The 16,655-nt window shown below is 53.8% G+C and carries 16 protein-coding genes; 11 read left to right on the top strand and 5 right to left on the bottom strand.

Going from position 1 to position 16,655, the window contains the following annotated elements; translation table 11 throughout:
* Nucleotides 1-99: 99 nt before the first annotated feature.
* Nucleotides 100-1,074: a porphobilinogen synthase gene (hemB, locus tag ACOTX4_RS06370; protein WP_045332047.1), complete on the bottom strand. Its 975-nt coding sequence runs from the start codon at nucleotides 1,072-1,074 to the stop codon at nucleotides 100-102.
* A 452-nt stretch (nucleotides 1,075-1,526) separates the two neighbouring features.
* Here hemB and ACOTX4_RS06365 point away from each other — a divergent pair, with 452 nt between their 5' ends.
* Together ACOTX4_RS06365 and ACOTX4_RS06360 are read left to right on the top strand one after the other, a co-directional pair.
* On the top strand, nucleotides 1,527-4,301 hold the full coding sequence (locus ACOTX4_RS06365) for an autotransporter outer membrane beta-barrel domain-containing protein (RefSeq protein ID WP_045350619.1): 2,775 nt from the start codon (nucleotides 1,527-1,529) through the stop codon (nucleotides 4,299-4,301).
* 87 nt (nucleotides 4,302-4,388) lie between these two features.
* The gene (locus ACOTX4_RS06360) at nucleotides 4,389-5,015 is read left to right on the top strand and encodes a helix-turn-helix domain-containing protein (protein ID WP_003859165.1); all 627 of its coding nucleotides are present in this window, start codon (nucleotides 4,389-4,391) and stop codon (nucleotides 5,013-5,015) included.
* A 2-nt stretch (nucleotides 5,016-5,017) separates the two neighbouring features.
* On the opposite strand, the gene ampH is transcribed toward ACOTX4_RS06360, so the two are convergent.
* Nucleotides 5,018-6,178 carry a D-alanyl-D-alanine-carboxypeptidase/endopeptidase AmpH gene (gene ampH / locus ACOTX4_RS06355; protein ID WP_003859164.1) on the bottom strand — a complete coding sequence of 387 codons (1,161 nt, stop codon included), beginning with the start codon at nucleotides 6,176-6,178 and terminating at the stop codon, nucleotides 5,018-5,020.
* Nucleotides 6,179-6,529: 351 nt separating this feature from the next.
* On the opposite strand from ampH, the gene sbmA reads away from it, so the two are divergent.
* Both sbmA and ACOTX4_RS06345 read left to right on the top strand, forming a co-directional pair.
* Entirely contained in the window at nucleotides 6,530-7,750 is a 1,221-nt protein-coding gene (gene sbmA, locus ACOTX4_RS06350) for a peptide antibiotic transporter SbmA (protein ID WP_003859162.1), read from the top strand.
* Between the two features lie 12 nt (nucleotides 7,751-7,762).
* Nucleotides 7,763-8,860: a DUF1615 domain-containing protein gene (locus tag ACOTX4_RS06345; RefSeq protein WP_023315499.1), complete on the top strand. Its 1,098-nt coding sequence runs from the start codon at nucleotides 7,763-7,765 to the stop codon at nucleotides 8,858-8,860.
* Here ACOTX4_RS06345 and ACOTX4_RS06340 read toward each other — a convergent pair whose 3' ends face one another.
* Nucleotides 8,861-9,163: a DUF2755 family protein gene (locus tag ACOTX4_RS06340; protein WP_045332053.1), complete on the bottom strand. Its 303-nt coding sequence runs from the start codon at nucleotides 9,161-9,163 to the stop codon at nucleotides 8,861-8,863.
* Nucleotides 9,164-9,411: 248 nt separating this feature from the next.
* On the opposite strand from ACOTX4_RS06340, the gene ACOTX4_RS06335 reads away from it, so the two are divergent.
* Nucleotides 9,412-9,633: a DUF2754 domain-containing protein gene (locus ACOTX4_RS06335; RefSeq protein WP_003859157.1), complete on the top strand. Its 222-nt coding sequence runs from the start codon at nucleotides 9,412-9,414 to the stop codon at nucleotides 9,631-9,633.
* A gap of 3 nt (nucleotides 9,634-9,636) precedes the next feature.
* On the opposite strand, the gene ddlA is transcribed toward ACOTX4_RS06335, so the two are convergent.
* Complete coding sequence (gene ddlA, locus ACOTX4_RS06330; RefSeq protein WP_003859156.1) at nucleotides 9,637-10,734, bottom strand: D-alanine--D-alanine ligase; 1,098 nt, start codon at nucleotides 10,732-10,734, stop codon at nucleotides 9,637-9,639.
* A 104-nt stretch (nucleotides 10,735-10,838) separates the two neighbouring features.
* On the opposite strand from ddlA, the gene ACOTX4_RS06325 reads away from it, so the two are divergent.
* The 5 genes from ACOTX4_RS06325 to adrA all read left to right on the top strand — a co-directional run bounded on the left by ACOTX4_RS06325 (nucleotide 10,839) and on the right by adrA (nucleotide 15,195).
* Nucleotides 10,839-11,522: an extensin family protein gene (locus ACOTX4_RS06325; protein WP_003859154.1), complete on the top strand. Its 684-nt coding sequence runs from the start codon at nucleotides 10,839-10,841 to the stop codon at nucleotides 11,520-11,522.
* 169 nt (nucleotides 11,523-11,691) lie between these two features.
* Nucleotides 11,692-12,906 carry a multidrug efflux MFS transporter gene (locus tag ACOTX4_RS06320; protein WP_015571317.1) on the top strand — a complete coding sequence of 405 codons (1,215 nt, stop codon included), beginning with the start codon at nucleotides 11,692-11,694 and terminating at the stop codon, nucleotides 12,904-12,906.
* Between the two features lie 208 nt (nucleotides 12,907-13,114).
* Entirely contained in the window at nucleotides 13,115-13,375 is a 261-nt protein-coding gene (iraP, locus tag ACOTX4_RS06315) for an anti-adapter protein IraP (RefSeq protein ID WP_003859148.1), read from the top strand.
* A gap of 293 nt (nucleotides 13,376-13,668) precedes the next feature.
* Nucleotides 13,669-13,989, top strand: coding sequence for a phosphate starvation-inducible protein PsiF (psiF, locus tag ACOTX4_RS06310; protein WP_022650447.1), 321 nt, complete (start codon nucleotides 13,669-13,671; stop codon nucleotides 13,987-13,989).
* Between the two features lie 102 nt (nucleotides 13,990-14,091).
* Nucleotides 14,092-15,195 carry a diguanylate cyclase AdrA gene (gene adrA / locus ACOTX4_RS06305; RefSeq protein WP_045332057.1) on the top strand — a complete coding sequence of 368 codons (1,104 nt, stop codon included), beginning with the start codon at nucleotides 14,092-14,094 and terminating at the stop codon, nucleotides 15,193-15,195.
* 16 nt (nucleotides 15,196-15,211) lie between these two features.
* On the opposite strand, the gene proC is transcribed toward adrA, so the two are convergent.
* Complete coding sequence (gene proC, locus ACOTX4_RS06300; protein WP_023315501.1) at nucleotides 15,212-16,021, bottom strand: pyrroline-5-carboxylate reductase; 810 nt, start codon at nucleotides 16,019-16,021, stop codon at nucleotides 15,212-15,214.
* Nucleotides 16,022-16,118: 97 nt separating this feature from the next.
* Between proC and ACOTX4_RS06295 the strand changes: the two genes are divergently transcribed.
* Nucleotides 16,119-16,577 carry a YaiI/YqxD family protein gene (locus ACOTX4_RS06295; RefSeq protein WP_003859141.1) on the top strand — a complete coding sequence of 153 codons (459 nt, stop codon included), beginning with the start codon at nucleotides 16,119-16,121 and terminating at the stop codon, nucleotides 16,575-16,577.
* Nucleotides 16,578-16,655 lie beyond the last annotated feature (78 nt).

The following is a 16,655-nucleotide window of genomic DNA, read 5'->3' as shown; positions in this document are numbered from 1 at the left end:
CAGTAGAAGGAGGAGATGTCGTTTGTATTGCAGTTTGGTGAAGATTAGCGCAGAGAGCAGGCCGGGTAAGGCGAAGTCGCCACCCGGCGCTAAAGCGGATTAACGCAGAATTTTCTTCTCGGCCAGATCCAGCGCGAAATAGCTGAAGATCAGATCCGCGCCCGCACGTTTGATCGCCCCCAGGCTTTCGAGGATCACTTTCTCTTCGTCGATGGCACCCGCCTGCGCGGCGAATTTGATCATCGCGTACTCACCGCTCACCTGGTATGCGCCCAGCGGCAGTTCGGTGCGTTCGCGAATGTCGCGCAGGATATCCAGGTACGCGCCAGCCGGTTTCACCATCAGGCAGTCAGCGCCCTGGGCTTCATCAAGCAGAGATTCACGAATCGCTTCGCGGCGGTTCAGCGGGTTCATCTGATAGGTTTTACGATCGCCTTTCAGCGCCGTGCCCGCTGCTTCACGGAACGGACCGTAGAAAGAGGAGGCGAATTTGGTGGAGTAGGACATGATGGCGGTGTCGGTGAAGCCCGCGGCATCCAGCGCATGGCGAATCGCCTGTACCTGCCCATCCATTGCCGCAGAAGGCGCAATGAAATCCGCACCCGCGGCGGCGGCAACCACCGCCTGCTTGCCCAGATTCAGCAGGGTCGCATCGTTGTCCACGCCGTGATCGCACAGCACACCACAGTGGCCATGAGAGGTGTATTCGCAGAAGCAGGTATCGGACATGACGATCATCTCCGGCACACTCTCTTTGCAGATGCGCGACATGCGTGCCACGAGGCCGTCTTCTTTCCAGGCATCGCTGCCGGTCGCGTCAGTGTGGTGGGAGATACCGAACGTCATCACCGAGCGGATGCCCGCATTCGCAATGCGTTCGATCTCGCGGGCCAGATGCTTTTCAGGAATGCGCATCACGCCCGGCATCGCGTCGATGGCTTTGTAGTCATCGATCTCTTCTTCAACAAAAATCGGCAACACCAGATCGTTTAAGGTCAGTGTTGTCTCTTCAAACATGGCGCGCAGTGCGAGTGACTTGCGCAGGCGACGGGGACGTGCAATTAAATCGGTCATGGTATGCCTGATGTTTGTGGAACAAAGAGGTATAGTGTACCTGAAAGCAGGGAGCGGTGTTTTACTAAAGTTGTCTTTTAGATTTTCGAAATCGACTAATATACGCTGCATGTATTTAGTCTATATTATAAATCTTATTCTGATGTTCAGCGTGGCGTGTAATATTGGTGAGGCTTCTATATTGGTTTGGGATTATAAATATAAATGATTAATTGCTTTTTATTATATGTGTCGAAGCAACTAAAGTAGTTTGCAATCAGTTGAATTTATAATATTTATTCATAATGATTGATATTGCCGTGGGTTTATAAGCTTATTTGTCTGAATACGGACTTAATGGAATCATTCATTGAACCTTTTCGAAGTGAAACTGCATAATTCCTTCCGCAATTTAATGTTGCTAAATGATTTGATGGACAAACTTGCTTACGTCCCTGAGGAGGGATGACCCAATGCAAACATGGAAAAAGAAACTGGTTGTATCACAACTTGCATTAGCCTGCACACTGGCTATCGCTTCTCAGGCCAATGCGAAAGATATATCCGGCACGACATATAATACTTTTGGATATGACAATACTGCGTCCACGCCCTGGTATTATGGTTATGCTGACTGGAATTATTCAGATGCCACACATGATGGTGACATTTATCCGGTCGTCAATAAATCAACCGTAAACGGAGTTATTTCGACATACTATCTGGATGATGGTGTCAATGGCCGTGCGAACGCGTTGAGTATTTCTAACAGCACCATTAATGGCATGATCACCTCAGAGTGTATGACCACGACGTGTGCAGATGGCGTAGATACTGACGGCACCGCTCATACCCAGTATGATCGTTTTAGCCTGACCGTTGATAACTCCACCATCAACGATACCTACGAGCATTACGCGTATGATGTCGTCAATGGCGAAACCACTGAAACGCATTATCTGGACACCTATGATCTGGGTAACGCCATCACGCTGGACGTTGAATCTGATATCGTTATTCAGAACAATTCCCACGTTGCGGGTATCACGCTGACGCAGGGTTACCAGGATCTGGATAACACGCCATACGACGGTGTTGAAGGCGTTGCTAACAGCAGCAATGTCTTTACCGATACGCTGGTGGTGAAAGACTCTGTGCTGACCTCCGGTGCGTACAGCGATCTGGGTACCAGCGGCTTCTACGGTCAAACGGCGAAGCCGAGCGACTACGGTGAAACCAACGCCACGGCTGCGGATGATGCGGCGCTGATCGTTGTGGCTGGCGCGTCTGATAACGCTATGCAGACCACCGCTACCTTCGATCACTCTACCATTACCGGCGACATCCTTTTCTCCAGCACCTTTGATAACAACTTCTACGAGAATGGCGATCCGGCAACGGATACCACCGATGACGGCATCTATAACCCAACTACCAACGGCTGGGATGATACCGACAAGCTGGATGTCACGCTGACCAACGGCAGTAAATGGGTGGGTGCCGCGCAGTCCAGCGTTGAGGCCATCGGCACGGCGCAGATGTATGGTGAAGGCTACAGCAATGTAGACTGGCATGCACTTTCTCCAAACAGCATCTGGCCTGATTCTACCTTTGATAGCAACGGTCACGTTGCAGGTGAAGAGGTTTATCAGAGCGGCCTGTTCAACGTGGCGCTGGATAACGGTTCCGAGTGGGATACCCGTAAGATCTCCAACATCGACGCGCTGACGGTGAACAACCAGTCTCAGGTCAATGTTGAAAACTCCGGCCTGCTGGCGGATTCCATCACCCTGACCAATGCGTCTAGCCTGAACATCGGCGACAACGGCGCGGTAGCAACCGATAGCCTGTATCTGGATAGCTACAGCCGTGCGGCACTGACTGAAGAGACAGCTGAGCTGTATGCCAACACCATTACCGTGGACAACGGTGCAGAGCTGGCGCTGGGTCTGGGTCAGGTTGATACGCACAATATGGTGCTGACCGATGGCGGTGTACTCAACGTTGCCAGCCGCGATTATGTGCTGAACAGCGACCTGAACAACGCACGGTATATCACCAACGATCGCAATAAAGCGGACTACGACTATGGTGTTGTCGCGCTGAACTCTGACGGTCATCTGGCTGTGAACGGTGACGTTGCCGGTAACTATAAAGTGCGCATCGACGATGCGACCGGCGCAGGCTCCGTAGCTGACTACAAAAACAAAGAGATCATTCGCGTCTATGACAATAACGCGGATACCGCTGCCAGCTTTACTGCGGCAAATAAAGCTGATTTAGGTGCATACACCTATCAGGCGCAGCAGAAGGGCGACACCGTTGTTCTCCAGCAGGAAGAGCTGACTGACTACGCCAACATGGCGCTGAGCATTCCTTCTGCCAATACCAACATCTGGAATCTGCAACAGGATACCGTGGGTACCCGTCTGACCAACAGCCGTCATGGCCTGGCAGATAACGGCGGCGCATGGGTGAGCTATTTCGGCGGCAACTTTGACGCGGATAATGGCACCGTTAGCTACGATCAGGACGTAAGCGGCATTATGGTAGGTCTGGACACTCAGATCGACGGTAATAATGCGAAGTGGATTGTCGGTGGTGCGGCTGGTTTCGCGAAGGGTGATATCAGCGATCGTACGGGTCAGGTCGATCAGGACAGCCAGACTGCGATGATCTACGCGTCGGCTAAGTTCATGAACGATATTTTCCTCGACAGCTCACTGAGTTACACCCGCTTCAACAACGACCTCTCTGCCACCATGAGCAATGGTCAGTATGTTGACGGTAATACCACGACTGACGCCGTTGGTTTCGGGATGAAACTGGGCTATGACTGGAAACCAAACCTGTCTGGCTACGTCACGCCTTACGCGGCGATCTCTGGCCTGTTCCAGTCCGGTGATGACTACCAGTTAAGCAACGACATGCGTATCGATGGTCAGTCTTACGACAGTATGCGTTATGAACTCGGCGTGGATGCAGGTTATACCTTCAACTACGGCGGCGAGCAGGCATTAACGCCTTACTTCAAACTGGCTTACGTGTATGACGATGCTGACAACAATGCTGATATCAACAACGACAGCATTGATAACGGCGTAGAAGGCTCTGCGGTTCGCGTGGGACTGGGTACTCAGTTCAGCTTCACGAAAAACTTCAGTGCTTACACTGATGCGACTTATCTGGGCGGCGGCGACGTTGACCAGAACTGGGGAGCAAACCTGGGTGTGAAATATACCTGGTAAGAAAAAACGCGGGGGATTTTGCCCCCGCTTTTTTATGTGCTTTAAAAATAATAAAGAACCGACAGATACAGATGACTTGAGGTATGCATGAACGTTAATGCGAAACCACTTTCTGAATTAAGCCGGCTCATTAAGTGTCTGGAAATCGCCGGTACCCCATTTAAGACCGAACCACAACAATTAATAACTACCGGCAATAATGATGATGAACCATTGACCGTTGTCATACAATCCGGTCTGACTGCAGTCCACCGTAAATCAGACGAATTACTTATGGGTATTGCGCGGGCACCGTATATCCACGGTTTAAGCGCATGGATAAATGACAACTATCTTGAATATTCTCTGATTGCACAAACACCTTGTACCGGATTTTATTTGCCTGCCTCTACTGCATGCGAACTTATTCAAGAAGCGCATGTTTGGCAAGAAGCTTTCTGCTGGCTGTCATGGCTAAACCATTTACTGGGAAAACGTGATATACAGCTGATTGGAAATAATTCCTATAGCCAAATTCGGGCGATGCTGTTGAATATGGCCGAGTGGGATGACGCGCTACGTTCAAAAATTGGTGTTATGAATCATATTCAGCGTAGCACGCGTATTTCTCGTTCGGTCGTTGCGGAGGTTCTGGCGGCGCTGCGTCAGGGGAACTACATCAATATGAGCCGGGGCAAACTGGTCAGTATCAACCGTTTGCCCACGGACTATTGAGATCAGTTAGAGGCCGTAAGCACCTGCGCTTTATTGGCGCTCAGCTCGGCCACCAGATTATTTACGCCATCACTCATATTCACGAAGCGTGTATTTGGCGACCGGGTGACCACCACAAAAGCACCTACGTTTGATTGCGGAATCATCGCCATATAGGTGATGAATCCGCCACCTCCACCGGTTTTTTGAATAATCCCCGGTCGGCCATCTTTTGGCGCCATATACACCCAGCCCATGCCGAGGGCATCGGCTTTACCGGGTACATCCATGCCAATGACGCGACGTAACTGAGCACGCTGGTAGATGAGCGTCTGCATGCGGTCGGCCTGATTGCTGCGCGCGTAAAAATCCGATGAGAGGAACTGTTGCATCCAGCGCATCATGTCGCCAGGCGTAGAGTAAACTCCACCGCTGCCAATGGCGGCCAGCGTGTTATTGCACGGGCTGGCCCCTTTTTCCGCCACCATCAGACGCTTGCACTGGTCCGGGGAGGGGGTGTAAGTGGTATCTTTCATCCCGAGCGGACGCGTGATCTGCTCTTCAAACAGTTGAGGGTAGGGCTTACCCGAGGCCGTCGCTAAAGCGTCGGCCAGCAGATCAAACGCCAGGTTAGAATAGCCAGCCTGCGAGCCCGGGGCCGATTTCAGGGTTGCTGTGCTCAGGTAGTTCCAGCGTTGCTCACGGGTTGGCCAGACAAAGACAGGGCGATGCGCAGCGCCACCGGGCTGTTCTCGCGGCAGGGCGCTGGTATGGGTCGCCAGATTCACCAGTCTGATCGGCGTTCCCTGATATGTCGGAACGCGAGCGCCGGGCGGCGCATATTTGCTGAGCGGATCGTCGAGTTTCACCACGCCCTGATCGAGCAGTTTCACCAGCATTTCGCTGGTCATCAGCTTGGTTATCGACGCGACACGGATAACGGAATCCAGCTGCGGACGAACGTTATTTCCCGGTCGTGTTTCACCGAAGCTGCGAAACACCCGCTGGTTACCGTCGATCACGACCAGCGCCATTCCCGTCGCACCGCTGCCGTAATAAATAAGGTTCGCGTAGCGATCGGCAATGTCAGAGGCCAGAACCGGGGCCGTCAGAGGCTGTGCTGCCTGGGCGGTGGACAGGCTCACCGCACACAGCGCGGCGATAGAGAGCAGACAACGTTTCAACGAAAAGCATCCATCAAGTGAATAAGGAAAGTTACGGGTAGTTATACTACTAATCGGCGTCGGGCAATGGCCCGATTTGCATAACGATAGCGAGAAAAACGTAACCGTGGGTAAATTTGAACAATTTACTTGCAGCGTGGCTCCCATTTTGTGACATCGACCGTATGATAGACGCTACGATCGCTGTTGCGAATGAAACGCACCGAAACAATTCTTGAAAACTGGGAAGCGAACTAATAATTCACCCGCAGGTCTCACTTTTTTGCCTGAGCCGGGAGGCTGGTACAGGCAAGGTTTCGTGTGGCGATATGTTGAACGCAGCAACAGCCATAACAACAAGAAGGAAGCACAATGTTTAAGTCTTTTTTCCCAAAGCCGGGGCCCTTTTTCCTGTCGGCATTTATTTGGGCACTGCTGGCTGTCATTTTCTGGCAGGCCGGTGGCGGCGCGTGGCTGACCCGTCTTACGGGGGCAACGGGCGATATTCCCATTAGCGCAGCGCGCTTCTGGTCCATGAGCTATCTGCTTTTCTACGCTTATTACGTGCTCTGCGTAGGGCTTTTTGCCATGTTCTGGTTTGTCTATTCTCCTCACCGCTGGCAATACTGGTCGATTCTCGGCACGTCGTTAATCATCTTTGTCACCTGGTTCCTGGTTGAGGTGGGCGTAGCGGTCAACGCCTGGTATGCGCCGTTTTACGATCTGATCCAGACGGCGCTGAGTTCGCCGCATAAAGTGACCATTAACCAGTTCTACCATGAGGTGGGGATCTTCCTCGGCATCGCCCTCATCGCCGTGGTGATCGGCGTGATGAATAACTTTTTCGTCAGCCACTATGTGTTCCGCTGGCGTACCGCGATGAACGAACACTATATGGCGCACTGGCAGCACCTGCGACATATCGAAGGTGCCGCACAGCGTGTGCAGGAAGACACCATGCGTTTTGCCTCTACTCTGGAAGATATGGGCGTGAGCTTTATCAACGCCATCATGACGCTGATCGCCTTCCTGCCGGTGCTGGTGACGCTCTCGTCGCACGTTCCGGAGCTGCCGATTGTCGGCCATCTGCCCTACGGCCTGGTGATTGCCGCGATTGTCTGGTCGCTGATGGGAACGGGGCTGCTGGCGGTGGTAGGGATCAAGTTGCCGGGGCTGGAGTTTAAAAACCAGCGCGTGGAAGCGGCCTACCGTAAAGAGCTGGTGTATGGTGAAGACGATGCCAACCGTGCGTCACCGCCTACCGTGCGTGAGCTGTTTGGCGCCGTACGTCGTAACTACTTCCGCCTCTATTTCCATTACATGTATTTCAATATCGCGCGCATTCTTTATCTTCAGGTTGATAACGTTTTCGGGTTGTTCCTGCTGTTCCCGTCCATCGTTGCGGGTACGATTACGCTCGGTCTGATGACCCAAATCACCAACGTCTTTGGTCAGGTTCGCGGTTCGTTCCAGTATCTGATTAGCTCCTGGACTACGCTTGTGGAGCTGATGTCCATCTACAAACGTTTACGCAGTTTCGAGCGTGAGCTGGACGATAAGGACGTGCAGGAAGTCACCCATACATTAGGTTAAAAAGGAATTGCTATGCCATTTGCCGTACCACGTGCATTACCTCTGACGTTACTCGCCGCTTTCGTGCTGGCGGGCTGTGCCGAAAAAGGGGCTGCCCCGCTCAAAGAAGGGGAGAAGCCTGTGGATGTGGCGAGCGTGGTGCGGCAGAAGATGCCCGCCAGCGTGAAGGATCGCAGTGAGTGGGCTGATGCGCTGGCAACGACCTTCAAAAGCCAGAAGATCGCGCCTACCGAAGAGAATATCTGCTCGGTGCTCGCGGTGGCGCAGCAGGAATCGATGTATCAGTCAGATCCTGTTGTGCCTGGCCTGAACAAAATCGCCTGGAAAGAGATCGACCGCCGGGCCGAATCGATGCATATCCCGGTTTTCCTGGTACATACCGCCCTTAAAATCACCTCGCCAAACGGTAAAAGCTATAGCGAACGGCTGGATACGGTGAAAACCGAGAAGCAGCTTAGCGCCATTTTCGATGATTTCATCAATATGGTGCCGATGGGGCAGAAGCTGTTTGGATCGCTGAATCCGGTGCATACCGGCGGTCCGATGCAGGTGAGTATCGCATTTGCGGAAAAGCATACCGACGGCTATCCGTGGGGTATCGATGGTACGGTGCGTCAGGAGGTCTTCTCTCTGCGCGGTGGGCTGTGGTTTGGGACGTATCACCTGCTGAATTATCCGGCCAACTACGATAAACCGCTGTATCGCTTTGCCGACTTTAATGCGGGCTGGTATGCCAGCCGAAATGCAGCCTTCCAGAATGCGGTAAGCCGCGCCAGCGGTGTGAAGCTCGCTTTGGATGGCGATCTCATTGCATACGGCAGCAGTGAGGCTGGGACCACCGAACGTGCGGTGCGAAAACTCTCGACGAAGCTGGAGATGAGCAACAACGACATTCGCCGACAGCTGGAGAAGGGCGACAGCCTGGCGTTTGAGAAAACGGATCTCTATAAGCAGGTCTTTGCGCTGGCCGAGAAGAAAAGTGGAAAGGCATTACCCAGAGCCATTCTGCCAGGGATTCAACTGGAAAGCCCGAAGATCACGCGTAACCTGACGACCGCCTGGTTCGCGAAACGCGTGAACGATCGTCGGGCACGCTGTATGGGACTGTAATCAGTGGCGATTGCGCCAGCGCAGGACGAGGGCAATCACGCCCAGAACCATGCTGCCCGCGAGGAAGGGAATGAGTCCAAATACGGTGCTCACGCCTAAACCGAATTCAACGCGTGGGCGGCCTGTATCCTGCACCTGCATCAGATGCTCATACACGCCAGGAGCATGCACCAGCATATTCAGCAGTTGGGTTCCTGCCCAGAAACAAAACAGAACAAACAGGGCATAGGCAATATTCCCCGCCGTGGAGGTTTTTGGTTGTTTTCCGCCAAAAATCGGTTTCGACAATGTAAAGTCTGCCATAAGACCTCCCGAAAATATCACTCTGTTTTAATACGCGTCGTACAGGGTGAGTGTGACAGGTCATAGCATTTGTCAATATCAGAATCGTGGGAAATTCGGTTCAGGATTTCTCCTGGATTGTCGAATTCTGCATCACGTCACAAATTGATAACATAAGTGAAACTGCGCTGCTTTTCAGAATTTACGTATCCGCCACAGACGCCTTTATCAAACTGTGAGAGGATAGTTTTTTTTCTGCCGGAGTTGTCATGAAGCTCACTTCCAAACTACGCCGTGACTGGCATTACTACGCCTTTGCGATCGGGCTGATCTTTATTCTCAACGGTGTTGTCGGGCTGCTGGGATTTGAAGCGAAAGGCTGGCAAACCTATGCGGTTGGGCTGGTGACCTGGGTAATCAGTTTCTGGCTGGCGGGATTCATTATCCGCCGTCGCCCCGATGAGACGACGACGGCAGAGAAAACCGACTAACCGTTAGTTAACGGAGCTTTTCAGGGCGCTGTCAGCGGCGTGACGCTCCAGCGCCAGTTCAATCAGGCGGGTGATCAGTTCCGGATAGCTTATCCCGCTGGCCTGCCACAGTTTCGGGTACATGCTGATATTGGTAAAGCCCGGCAGGGTGTTGATTTCGTTAATCACCACCTCGTTATCCGGCGTCAGAAACACGTCGACGCGCGCCATCCCACAGCATCCCAGCGCCTGATAGGCTTCAACGGCGATCGCGCGGATCTTGTCGTTAACGTCAGGATCGAGCGCGGCGGGGACCACAACCTGGGCACCTTTGTCGTCAATATATTTGGTGTCGTAGGAATAGAAGTCGCTGTTCAGCACTACTTCACCGCAGGTACTCGCCTGCGGGAAGTCGTTGCCCAGTACGGCGCACTCAATTTCGCGTCCGTTAATTCCCTGCTCAACCACCACCTTATGGTCAAACTCAAAGGCCAGACGAACGGCTTCGTTAAACTGCGCTTCGCTGGTGACTTTGCTGACGCCAACGGACGAGCCCTGATTTGCTGGTTTCACAAATAGCGGCAGGCCGAGTTGCGCCTGGATCTGCGCGAAGCTATGTTTATCGCGGTTGGCACGAGTAAGCGTCACGAACGGCGCAATATTCAGACCGGCGTCGCGCAGGAGACGTTTTGTGACGTCTTTATCCATGCAGGCGGCAGAGCCCAGCACATCGGAACCGACAAACGGCAGGTTCGCCATCCGCAGCATGCCTTGCAGGGAGCCATCTTCGCCCAGCGTGCCGTGAACGATAGGAAACACCACGTCAATCTGTGCCAGCGCCTGCGCGTTCCCGGCATCGATAAGCTGTCCCTGTACCACGCCTGGAACCGTTGCGACGCTGATATCAGAAGGATTAAGGGCGATGTGCGCCGGATCGTCAGCGTGTAACAGATACTGGCTGGCATCGTTAACATGCCACTGGCCCTGTTTATCTATGCCCAGCAGCACCACGTCAAAACGGCTTTTATCAATCGCATCAACGATATTTTTAGCCGATTGCAATGACACCTCGTGCTCTGCCGATTTTCCCCCAAAGACAATACCTACGCGCTGCTTTGCCATCTCACTCTCTTCCAGTCTGACGAAAAGCCAATAACATACCACGATGCCCGGCGGGTTTCGCGGCCTTCTGCCATAATGTTTTGAGGGATGCTGAAGGGGGGCGCGTGAAAGGAAAAGGTCTGTTTATTCTTATTGTTATTGCCGGGATCGTCACGGTGGGCTACCGCTGGTTGCCGTCGCAGTACAACCCTTTCGTGCCGCTTACGCTTGACGATCCGCCCGGAAAAATAACCCAGTTTAAACTTCGGCGTTTAACCCCCCAGGCGTGCGAAAGCCTGTTAACGCAGGCGAACCAACGTCGGCTTATCCGTACCCAGGCGGTCGCTGACAGCGCCGGGGAGTGTCCACTGAGTAACGTGGTGCGCGTACGTGATTTTGGCCCGGTCAGTCTGAACAGCAGCTTTCTTGCCAGTTGCCCGCTGGCGTTAAGTTCGGCGCTGTTTGTCAGCCAGCAGGCCCGGCCGCTCACCAAAACCTGGACGGGAAGCGAGCTTGCGCGTATTGAACATCTGGGCAGCTTTGCCTGCCGCAATATCTACAGCCGCCCGGATGCGCGGCGCAGCGAACATGCCACGGCGGATGCGCTGGATATCAGCGCTTTCAGGCTGGCAAACGGACAGCGTGTTACCGTTCTAAACGGCTGGAAAGCGGAAAAGACGCAGCCCTGGCTACAGGCGCTGCTCTCGGCAAGCTGTGGTTATTACGGTAACGGTCTGGGACCGGACTATAATGCCGCCCATGCCAACCATTTCCATCTGGGAATGCGCGGATATGGATTATGTCGATGAAGCATAATCTTCCGCCGAAATTTGGATAAATTGTGACTTATTTCACAAATGTGATGACTGGGAAGATAAAACACCAAAGTCTGCAAGGCCGCATCTCTGGCGCTATGTCATTGCGCGTAACTTGCTAATCTGTCGGCGAATTCGCCTAAAAATGAAGACTATTTCTGTTATGGAATCCTGGAAAGTTAACCTCATTTCAGTCTGGTTCGGCTGCTTCTTCACCGGACTGGCTATCAGCCAGATATTGCCCTTCCTGCCGCTGTATGTGTCGCAGCTGGGGGTCACTTCCCATGAAGCGCTCTCCATGTGGTCCGGCCTGACGTTCAGCGTGACGTTTCTGGTCTCCGCCATTGTGTCACCGATGTGGGGTAGCCTGGCAGATCGCAAGGGGCGCAAGTTGATGCTGCTCCGCGCCTCGCTGGGGATGGCGATAGCCATTTTGCTCCAGGCCTTCGCCACCAACGTCTGGCAGCTGTTTATTCTGCGGGCGATAATGGGGCTGACCTCCGGGTACATTCCGAATGCCATGGCGCTGGTGGCCTCACAGGTACCGCGTGAGCGAAGCGGCTGGGCGCTCAGCACGCTTTCCACCGCCCAGATCAGCGGGGTCATTGGCGGCCCGCTGCTCGGCGGCTTCCTGGCGGACCATGTCGGGCTGCGTGCGGTCTTTATCATTACTGCGATCCTGCTGACGATTAGCTTTCTGGTCACCCTTTTTCTGATTAAAGAGGGCGGGCGGCCTGTTGTCAGCAAATCCGAACGCCTGAGCGGAAAAGCGGTTTTCGCCTCGCTGCCTTATCCTGGCCTGATGATTAGCCTCTTTGTGACGACGATGGTGATCCAGCTCTGTAACGGCTCGGTGGGGCCGATTCTGGCGCTGTTTATCAAGTCGATGGCGCCGGACAGCAGCAACATTGCGTTTCTGAGCGGGATGATTGCCGCCGTGCCGGGCGTGTCGGCGCTGATGTCTGCTCCGCGCCTGGGGAAACTGGGCGACAGGATCGGTACGGCACGTATTCTGATGGCAACGCTCATCATTGCGGTGATCCTTTTCTTTGCCATGTCATTCGTCACCACACCTCTTCAGTTGGGCATCCTGCGCTTCCTGCTTGGCTTCGCGGATGGCGCCATGCTGCCCGCTGTTCAGACGCTGCTGGTGAAATATTCCAGTGACCAGGTAACCGGCCGCATTTTTGGCTACAACCAGTCGTTCATGTATTTAGGCAACGTAGCGGGCCCGCTTATTGGCGCCTCGGTCTCGGCGATGGCGGGTTTCCGCTGGGTATTTGCCGCGACGGCGGTGGTGGTACTGCTGAATATTATTCAACTGGCCTTTGCCTTACGCCGTCGCAGGCGAATCGCTGAGGCAAAGTCGGCCCGGTAAACACGATAATATATTATTTATTCTTATGAACGCCGCATTTTTATATAACGAAATGCGGCGCCTTTCTTTTAGAAAAACGTTTCGCTTTCTCCACGAAATATCTTTTTTGGCAGCGATGTCACTTTTGCATAAGATAAAGCCAATCCATGCTTTTCATTATTCAGTGAGGGTGTTAATTTCAGGGGAAATCACATAAGGAAATAGCACCATGAAAAATCTCATTGCTGAGTTGTTGGTTAAGCTTGCCCAAAAGGAAGAAGAGTCGAAAGAGCTGGTTGCCCAGGTCGAGGCGCTGGAAATCGTTGTGACGGCGCTGCTGCGACAGATGGCAAAACCAGAGCAGGAGGCGTTGATCGACAACGTTGAAGGCGCGCTGGAAAAAGCTCGCCCTGATTCACAGGTTCCCGCAGAGGATGCGGAGCTGCTTCAGCAATACGTAAAAAAGCTTTTGAGGCATCCTCGCAGTTAACCGGCCAGAGGTGAAATGACATGTCACAGAATTGTCATGCAGGATGCCTGGCGTCGCTCTGTTTTTATTTTTACACATTTTTCAGGGTAAATTAAATTGAGACAGAGCACAGTTTTCACCGCATAATTTCTGCTATTAATTACCGCCTCCCTGCCGGCGAAACCGGATAATGATCATTGTGCCGCTACAGGGCTGAAATAACCGCGGAGCCCGGCGAAAATCAGGTGCGCAGGGTGGTTTTTTTTCCGTAACGAACCAGACTTAACGTGGAACTTCACATAAAGGATGGTGCAATGAAAACAACAATACTGATTACCCTGCTCTCTGGCCTGTGTCTGATGGCATCAGCACATGCGGAAGAGAAAACGTTGACGCCCCAGCAGCAACGCATGACGACCTGTAACCAACAGGCGACATCGCAAAGCCTGAAAGGGGATGCCCGTAAAACGTACATGAGCGACTGCCTAAAAAATGGTGCGACAAAACCCGGTGAAAAAAGCCTGACCCCGCAGCAGCAAAAAATGCGCGAGTGCAATGCCCAGGCGACACAGCAGATGCTGAAAGGCGACGATCGCAGCAAGTTCATGAGCGCGTGCCTGAAAAAACAGGCGTAGTGCTAACGGGTGAGTCACGGCTGTGGCTCACCCAAAATTTCATACTTTCCCCGCTATCCCCCTCTCTATAATTTGGGAAAATGTTTCAGAATATTCCCAAAGATGATGAATGATGAGTTTTATGACAGTCACGGGAACATTCGGGAAGCGTGGCACCAGCAGCTTTCTCAGGATGATTCATACCGTTCCGGTCTGCGATTTGCCCGGCGAATACGGCTGGCACGCATCGTTGGTCTGGCGGCGCTATTTGTTCCGCTTGCCAGCGTTCTGGTGAGCCAGTTTCTTTCCGGCGTCTGGTGGTTATTGCTGGTGGGCTGGGTCTTTGTCTGGCCCCATCTGGCCTGGCAGCTGGCTTTTCGTTCGGCTGAACCCCACAGAAGTGAAATTGTTAATCTGAAAATCGATGCCATTCTTGCCGGTGTCTGGATGGGGCTAACAGGGTTCAATGCGCTACCAACGGCGGCGCTGATCATGATGATCGGCATGAATATGATGGGATCGGGGGGATGTCGCTTATTTCTGACAGGACTGGCGCTGCTTGCCCTGTCTGCTCTGCTCACCGTGCAATCCACGGGTACTCCTGTGCTATTGACCTCTGAACCGCTGGCGTTGTGGCTGACGCTCCCCGTGCTGGTGGTCTACCCCATGCTGTTTGCATGGCTCAGCCACCGCACGGCGATCCGGCTGGCAGAGCATAAGCGTCGGCTTGAGCTGATGAGTACCCGCGACGGAATGACCGGCGTGTTCAATCGCCGTCACTGGGAAACGCTGCTGCGTTACGAATTTGAGGCCTGCCGTCGCAGCCATCGACAGGCGACGATACTGCTCATTGATATCGATCACTTCAAGACGATCAACGACACCTGGGGGCATGACGTGGGAGATGAAGCGATTGTTGCCATTACGCGCCAGCTTCAGCTGACTCTGCGCTCAGGCGATTATATTGGCCGCTTTGGTGGGGATGAGTTCGCGGTGATCATGTCCGGCACGCCTGCCGACAGCGCGATTGCAGCGATGTCGCGCGTCCATGAACGGCTGGTCAACATGCCGCTGCACGGAGCACCAACGGCGAGGTTGTGTATCAGCGTTGGGGTTGCCCCCTGGGGAGCGCAGTTCACCCACTATCGTGAATGGCTAAAGGCGGCGGACGTGGCCCTCTATAAAGCCAAAAATGCCGGACGGGGCCGCACCGAAGTGGCCGCCTGACGCCCGGCGTAGCGCATCAGGACTTACTGAGCTTCTCTGATTTTTCCATGCATTTTTCCATCGCCTCGATCACGGCGGAGCGGAATCCGCGATCTTCCAGCACGCGCACGGCTTCAATGGTTGTGCCCCCCGGCGAGCACACCATATCTTTCAATTCGCCCGGATGCTTACCCGTTTCCAGCACCATTTTGGCCGAGCCCATCACCGCCTGCGCTGCAAATTTGTAGGCCTGCGCGCGCGGCATTCCGCCCAATACGGCAGCATCGGCCATGGCTTCGATAAACATAAAAACATACGCCGGGGCAGAGCCGCTCACGCCGACCACCGGGTGGATCATCGGTTCGGCAATCACTTCCGCTTCGCCGAAGCAGCGGAAGATATTCAGTACATCTGCCACGTCTTCAGATGTGACCAGCGCGTTCGGGGTAACGGAGGTCATACCGGCATTCACCAGCGACGGGGTGTTTGGCATGGCGCGAACAATCTTACGGTCGTGACCCAGCGCGCGGGCGAGCTGATCGAGGGTCACGCCTGCGGCAATCGACACCACCAGGGTCTCTTTGTTAAGGCTGGAGGTGATCTCGCCCAGGACTTTAATCATGATATTCGGCTTAACGGCGCCAAAGACAATATCCGCCACCTGAGCCACTTCCTGCGCGCTTTCGGCAGCGTTGACACCATACTCATCACGCAGCGCCGCGACTTTATCCGGGGATGGGGTATAGACCCAAATCTGCCCCGGCAGCACCTGCCCGCTGGCAATCAGTCCGCCGAGGATAGCTTTGCCCATGTTTCCGCAGCCGATAAACCCGATTTTCTTATCCATCACGTCTCTCCGTTATTATGCGTTGTTATCTCTCATTGATAGCTTAACAACGAAATGCAGGCGACAATAGTCGCCAGAATCATAATGGGGAGAGACGATGGCGATTTGGGTTGATGCGGATGCGTGTCCGAATGTGATTAAAGAGATTTTATTTCGTGCTGCCGAGCGCGTGCAGATGCCGCTAACGCTGGTGGCGAACCAGAATATCCGCGTGCCGCCCTCCAGATACATCCGATCTCTGCGCGTTCCGGCCGGGTTTGACGTGGCGGATAACGAGATAGTACGCCTGTGTGACGCAGGAGATCTGGTGATCACGGCGGATATCCCGCTGGCTGCCGACGTGCTGGCGAAGGGGGCCGCGGCGCTTAACCCGCGCGGCGAGCGCTACTCTCCGGCAACGATCCGGGAGAAGCTCACCATGCGTGATTTTATGGATACGCTGCGTTCCAGCGGCGTGCAAACCGGTGGGCCGGACAGCCTGTCGCAGCGCGATCGCCAGCAGTTTGCCGCCGAGCTGGATAAATGGCTGCTGGAAGTGAAGCGCCGCCCGGCGTAGCCCACCTCCGGGCGGTTTTGTGGTACAGTGTGGCTTCCACAGGCTTGTCATTCCGTACCGCTTTGCAGTAAAGTTAGC

Origin of the sequence: Enterobacter cloacae complex sp. IR5459 (assembly GCF_049238005.1) — a bacterium.
GTDB classification, from domain to species: domain Bacteria; phylum Pseudomonadota; class Gammaproteobacteria; order Enterobacterales; family Enterobacteriaceae; genus Enterobacter; species Enterobacter hormaechei_C.
The sequence above is the reverse complement of the archived record's forward strand: the minus strand, read 5'-3'. Positions and strand labels throughout refer to the sequence as shown.

Bases quoted from the DNA above. Each gene is read 5' to 3' on its own strand.
- hemB (WP_045332047.1), bottom strand. From the start codon at position 1,074: ATGACCGATTTAATTGCACGTCCCCGTCGCCTGCGCAAGTCACTCGCA.
- ACOTX4_RS06365 (WP_045350619.1), top strand. From the start codon at position 1,527: ATGCAAACATGGAAAAAGAAACTGGTTGTATCACAACTTGCATTAGCC.
- ACOTX4_RS06360 (WP_003859165.1), top strand. From the start codon at position 4,389: ATGAACGTTAATGCGAAACCACTTTCTGAATTAAGCCGGCTCATTAAG.
- sbmA (WP_003859162.1), top strand. From the start codon at position 6,530: ATGTTTAAGTCTTTTTTCCCAAAGCCGGGGCCCTTTTTCCTGTCGGCA.
- ACOTX4_RS06345 (WP_023315499.1), top strand. From the start codon at position 7,763: ATGCCATTTGCCGTACCACGTGCATTACCTCTGACGTTACTCGCCGCT.
- ACOTX4_RS06340 (WP_045332053.1), bottom strand. From the start codon at position 9,163: ATGGCAGACTTTACATTGTCGAAACCGATTTTTGGCGGAAAACAACCA.
- ACOTX4_RS06335 (WP_003859157.1), top strand. From the start codon at position 9,412: ATGAAGCTCACTTCCAAACTACGCCGTGACTGGCATTACTACGCCTTT.
- ddlA (WP_003859156.1), bottom strand. From the start codon at position 10,734: ATGGCAAAGCAGCGCGTAGGTATTGTCTTTGGGGGAAAATCGGCAGAG.
- ACOTX4_RS06320 (WP_015571317.1), top strand. From the start codon at position 11,692: ATGGAATCCTGGAAAGTTAACCTCATTTCAGTCTGGTTCGGCTGCTTC.
- iraP (WP_003859148.1), top strand. From the start codon at position 13,115: ATGAAAAATCTCATTGCTGAGTTGTTGGTTAAGCTTGCCCAAAAGGAA.
- psiF (WP_022650447.1), top strand. From the start codon at position 13,669: ATGAAAACAACAATACTGATTACCCTGCTCTCTGGCCTGTGTCTGATG.
- adrA (WP_045332057.1), top strand. From the start codon at position 14,092: ATGATGAATGATGAGTTTTATGACAGTCACGGGAACATTCGGGAAGCG.
- proC (WP_023315501.1), bottom strand. From the start codon at position 16,021: ATGGATAAGAAAATCGGGTTTATCGGCTGCGGAAACATGGGCAAAGCT.
- ACOTX4_RS06295 (WP_003859141.1), top strand. From the start codon at position 16,119: ATGGCGATTTGGGTTGATGCGGATGCGTGTCCGAATGTGATTAAAGAG.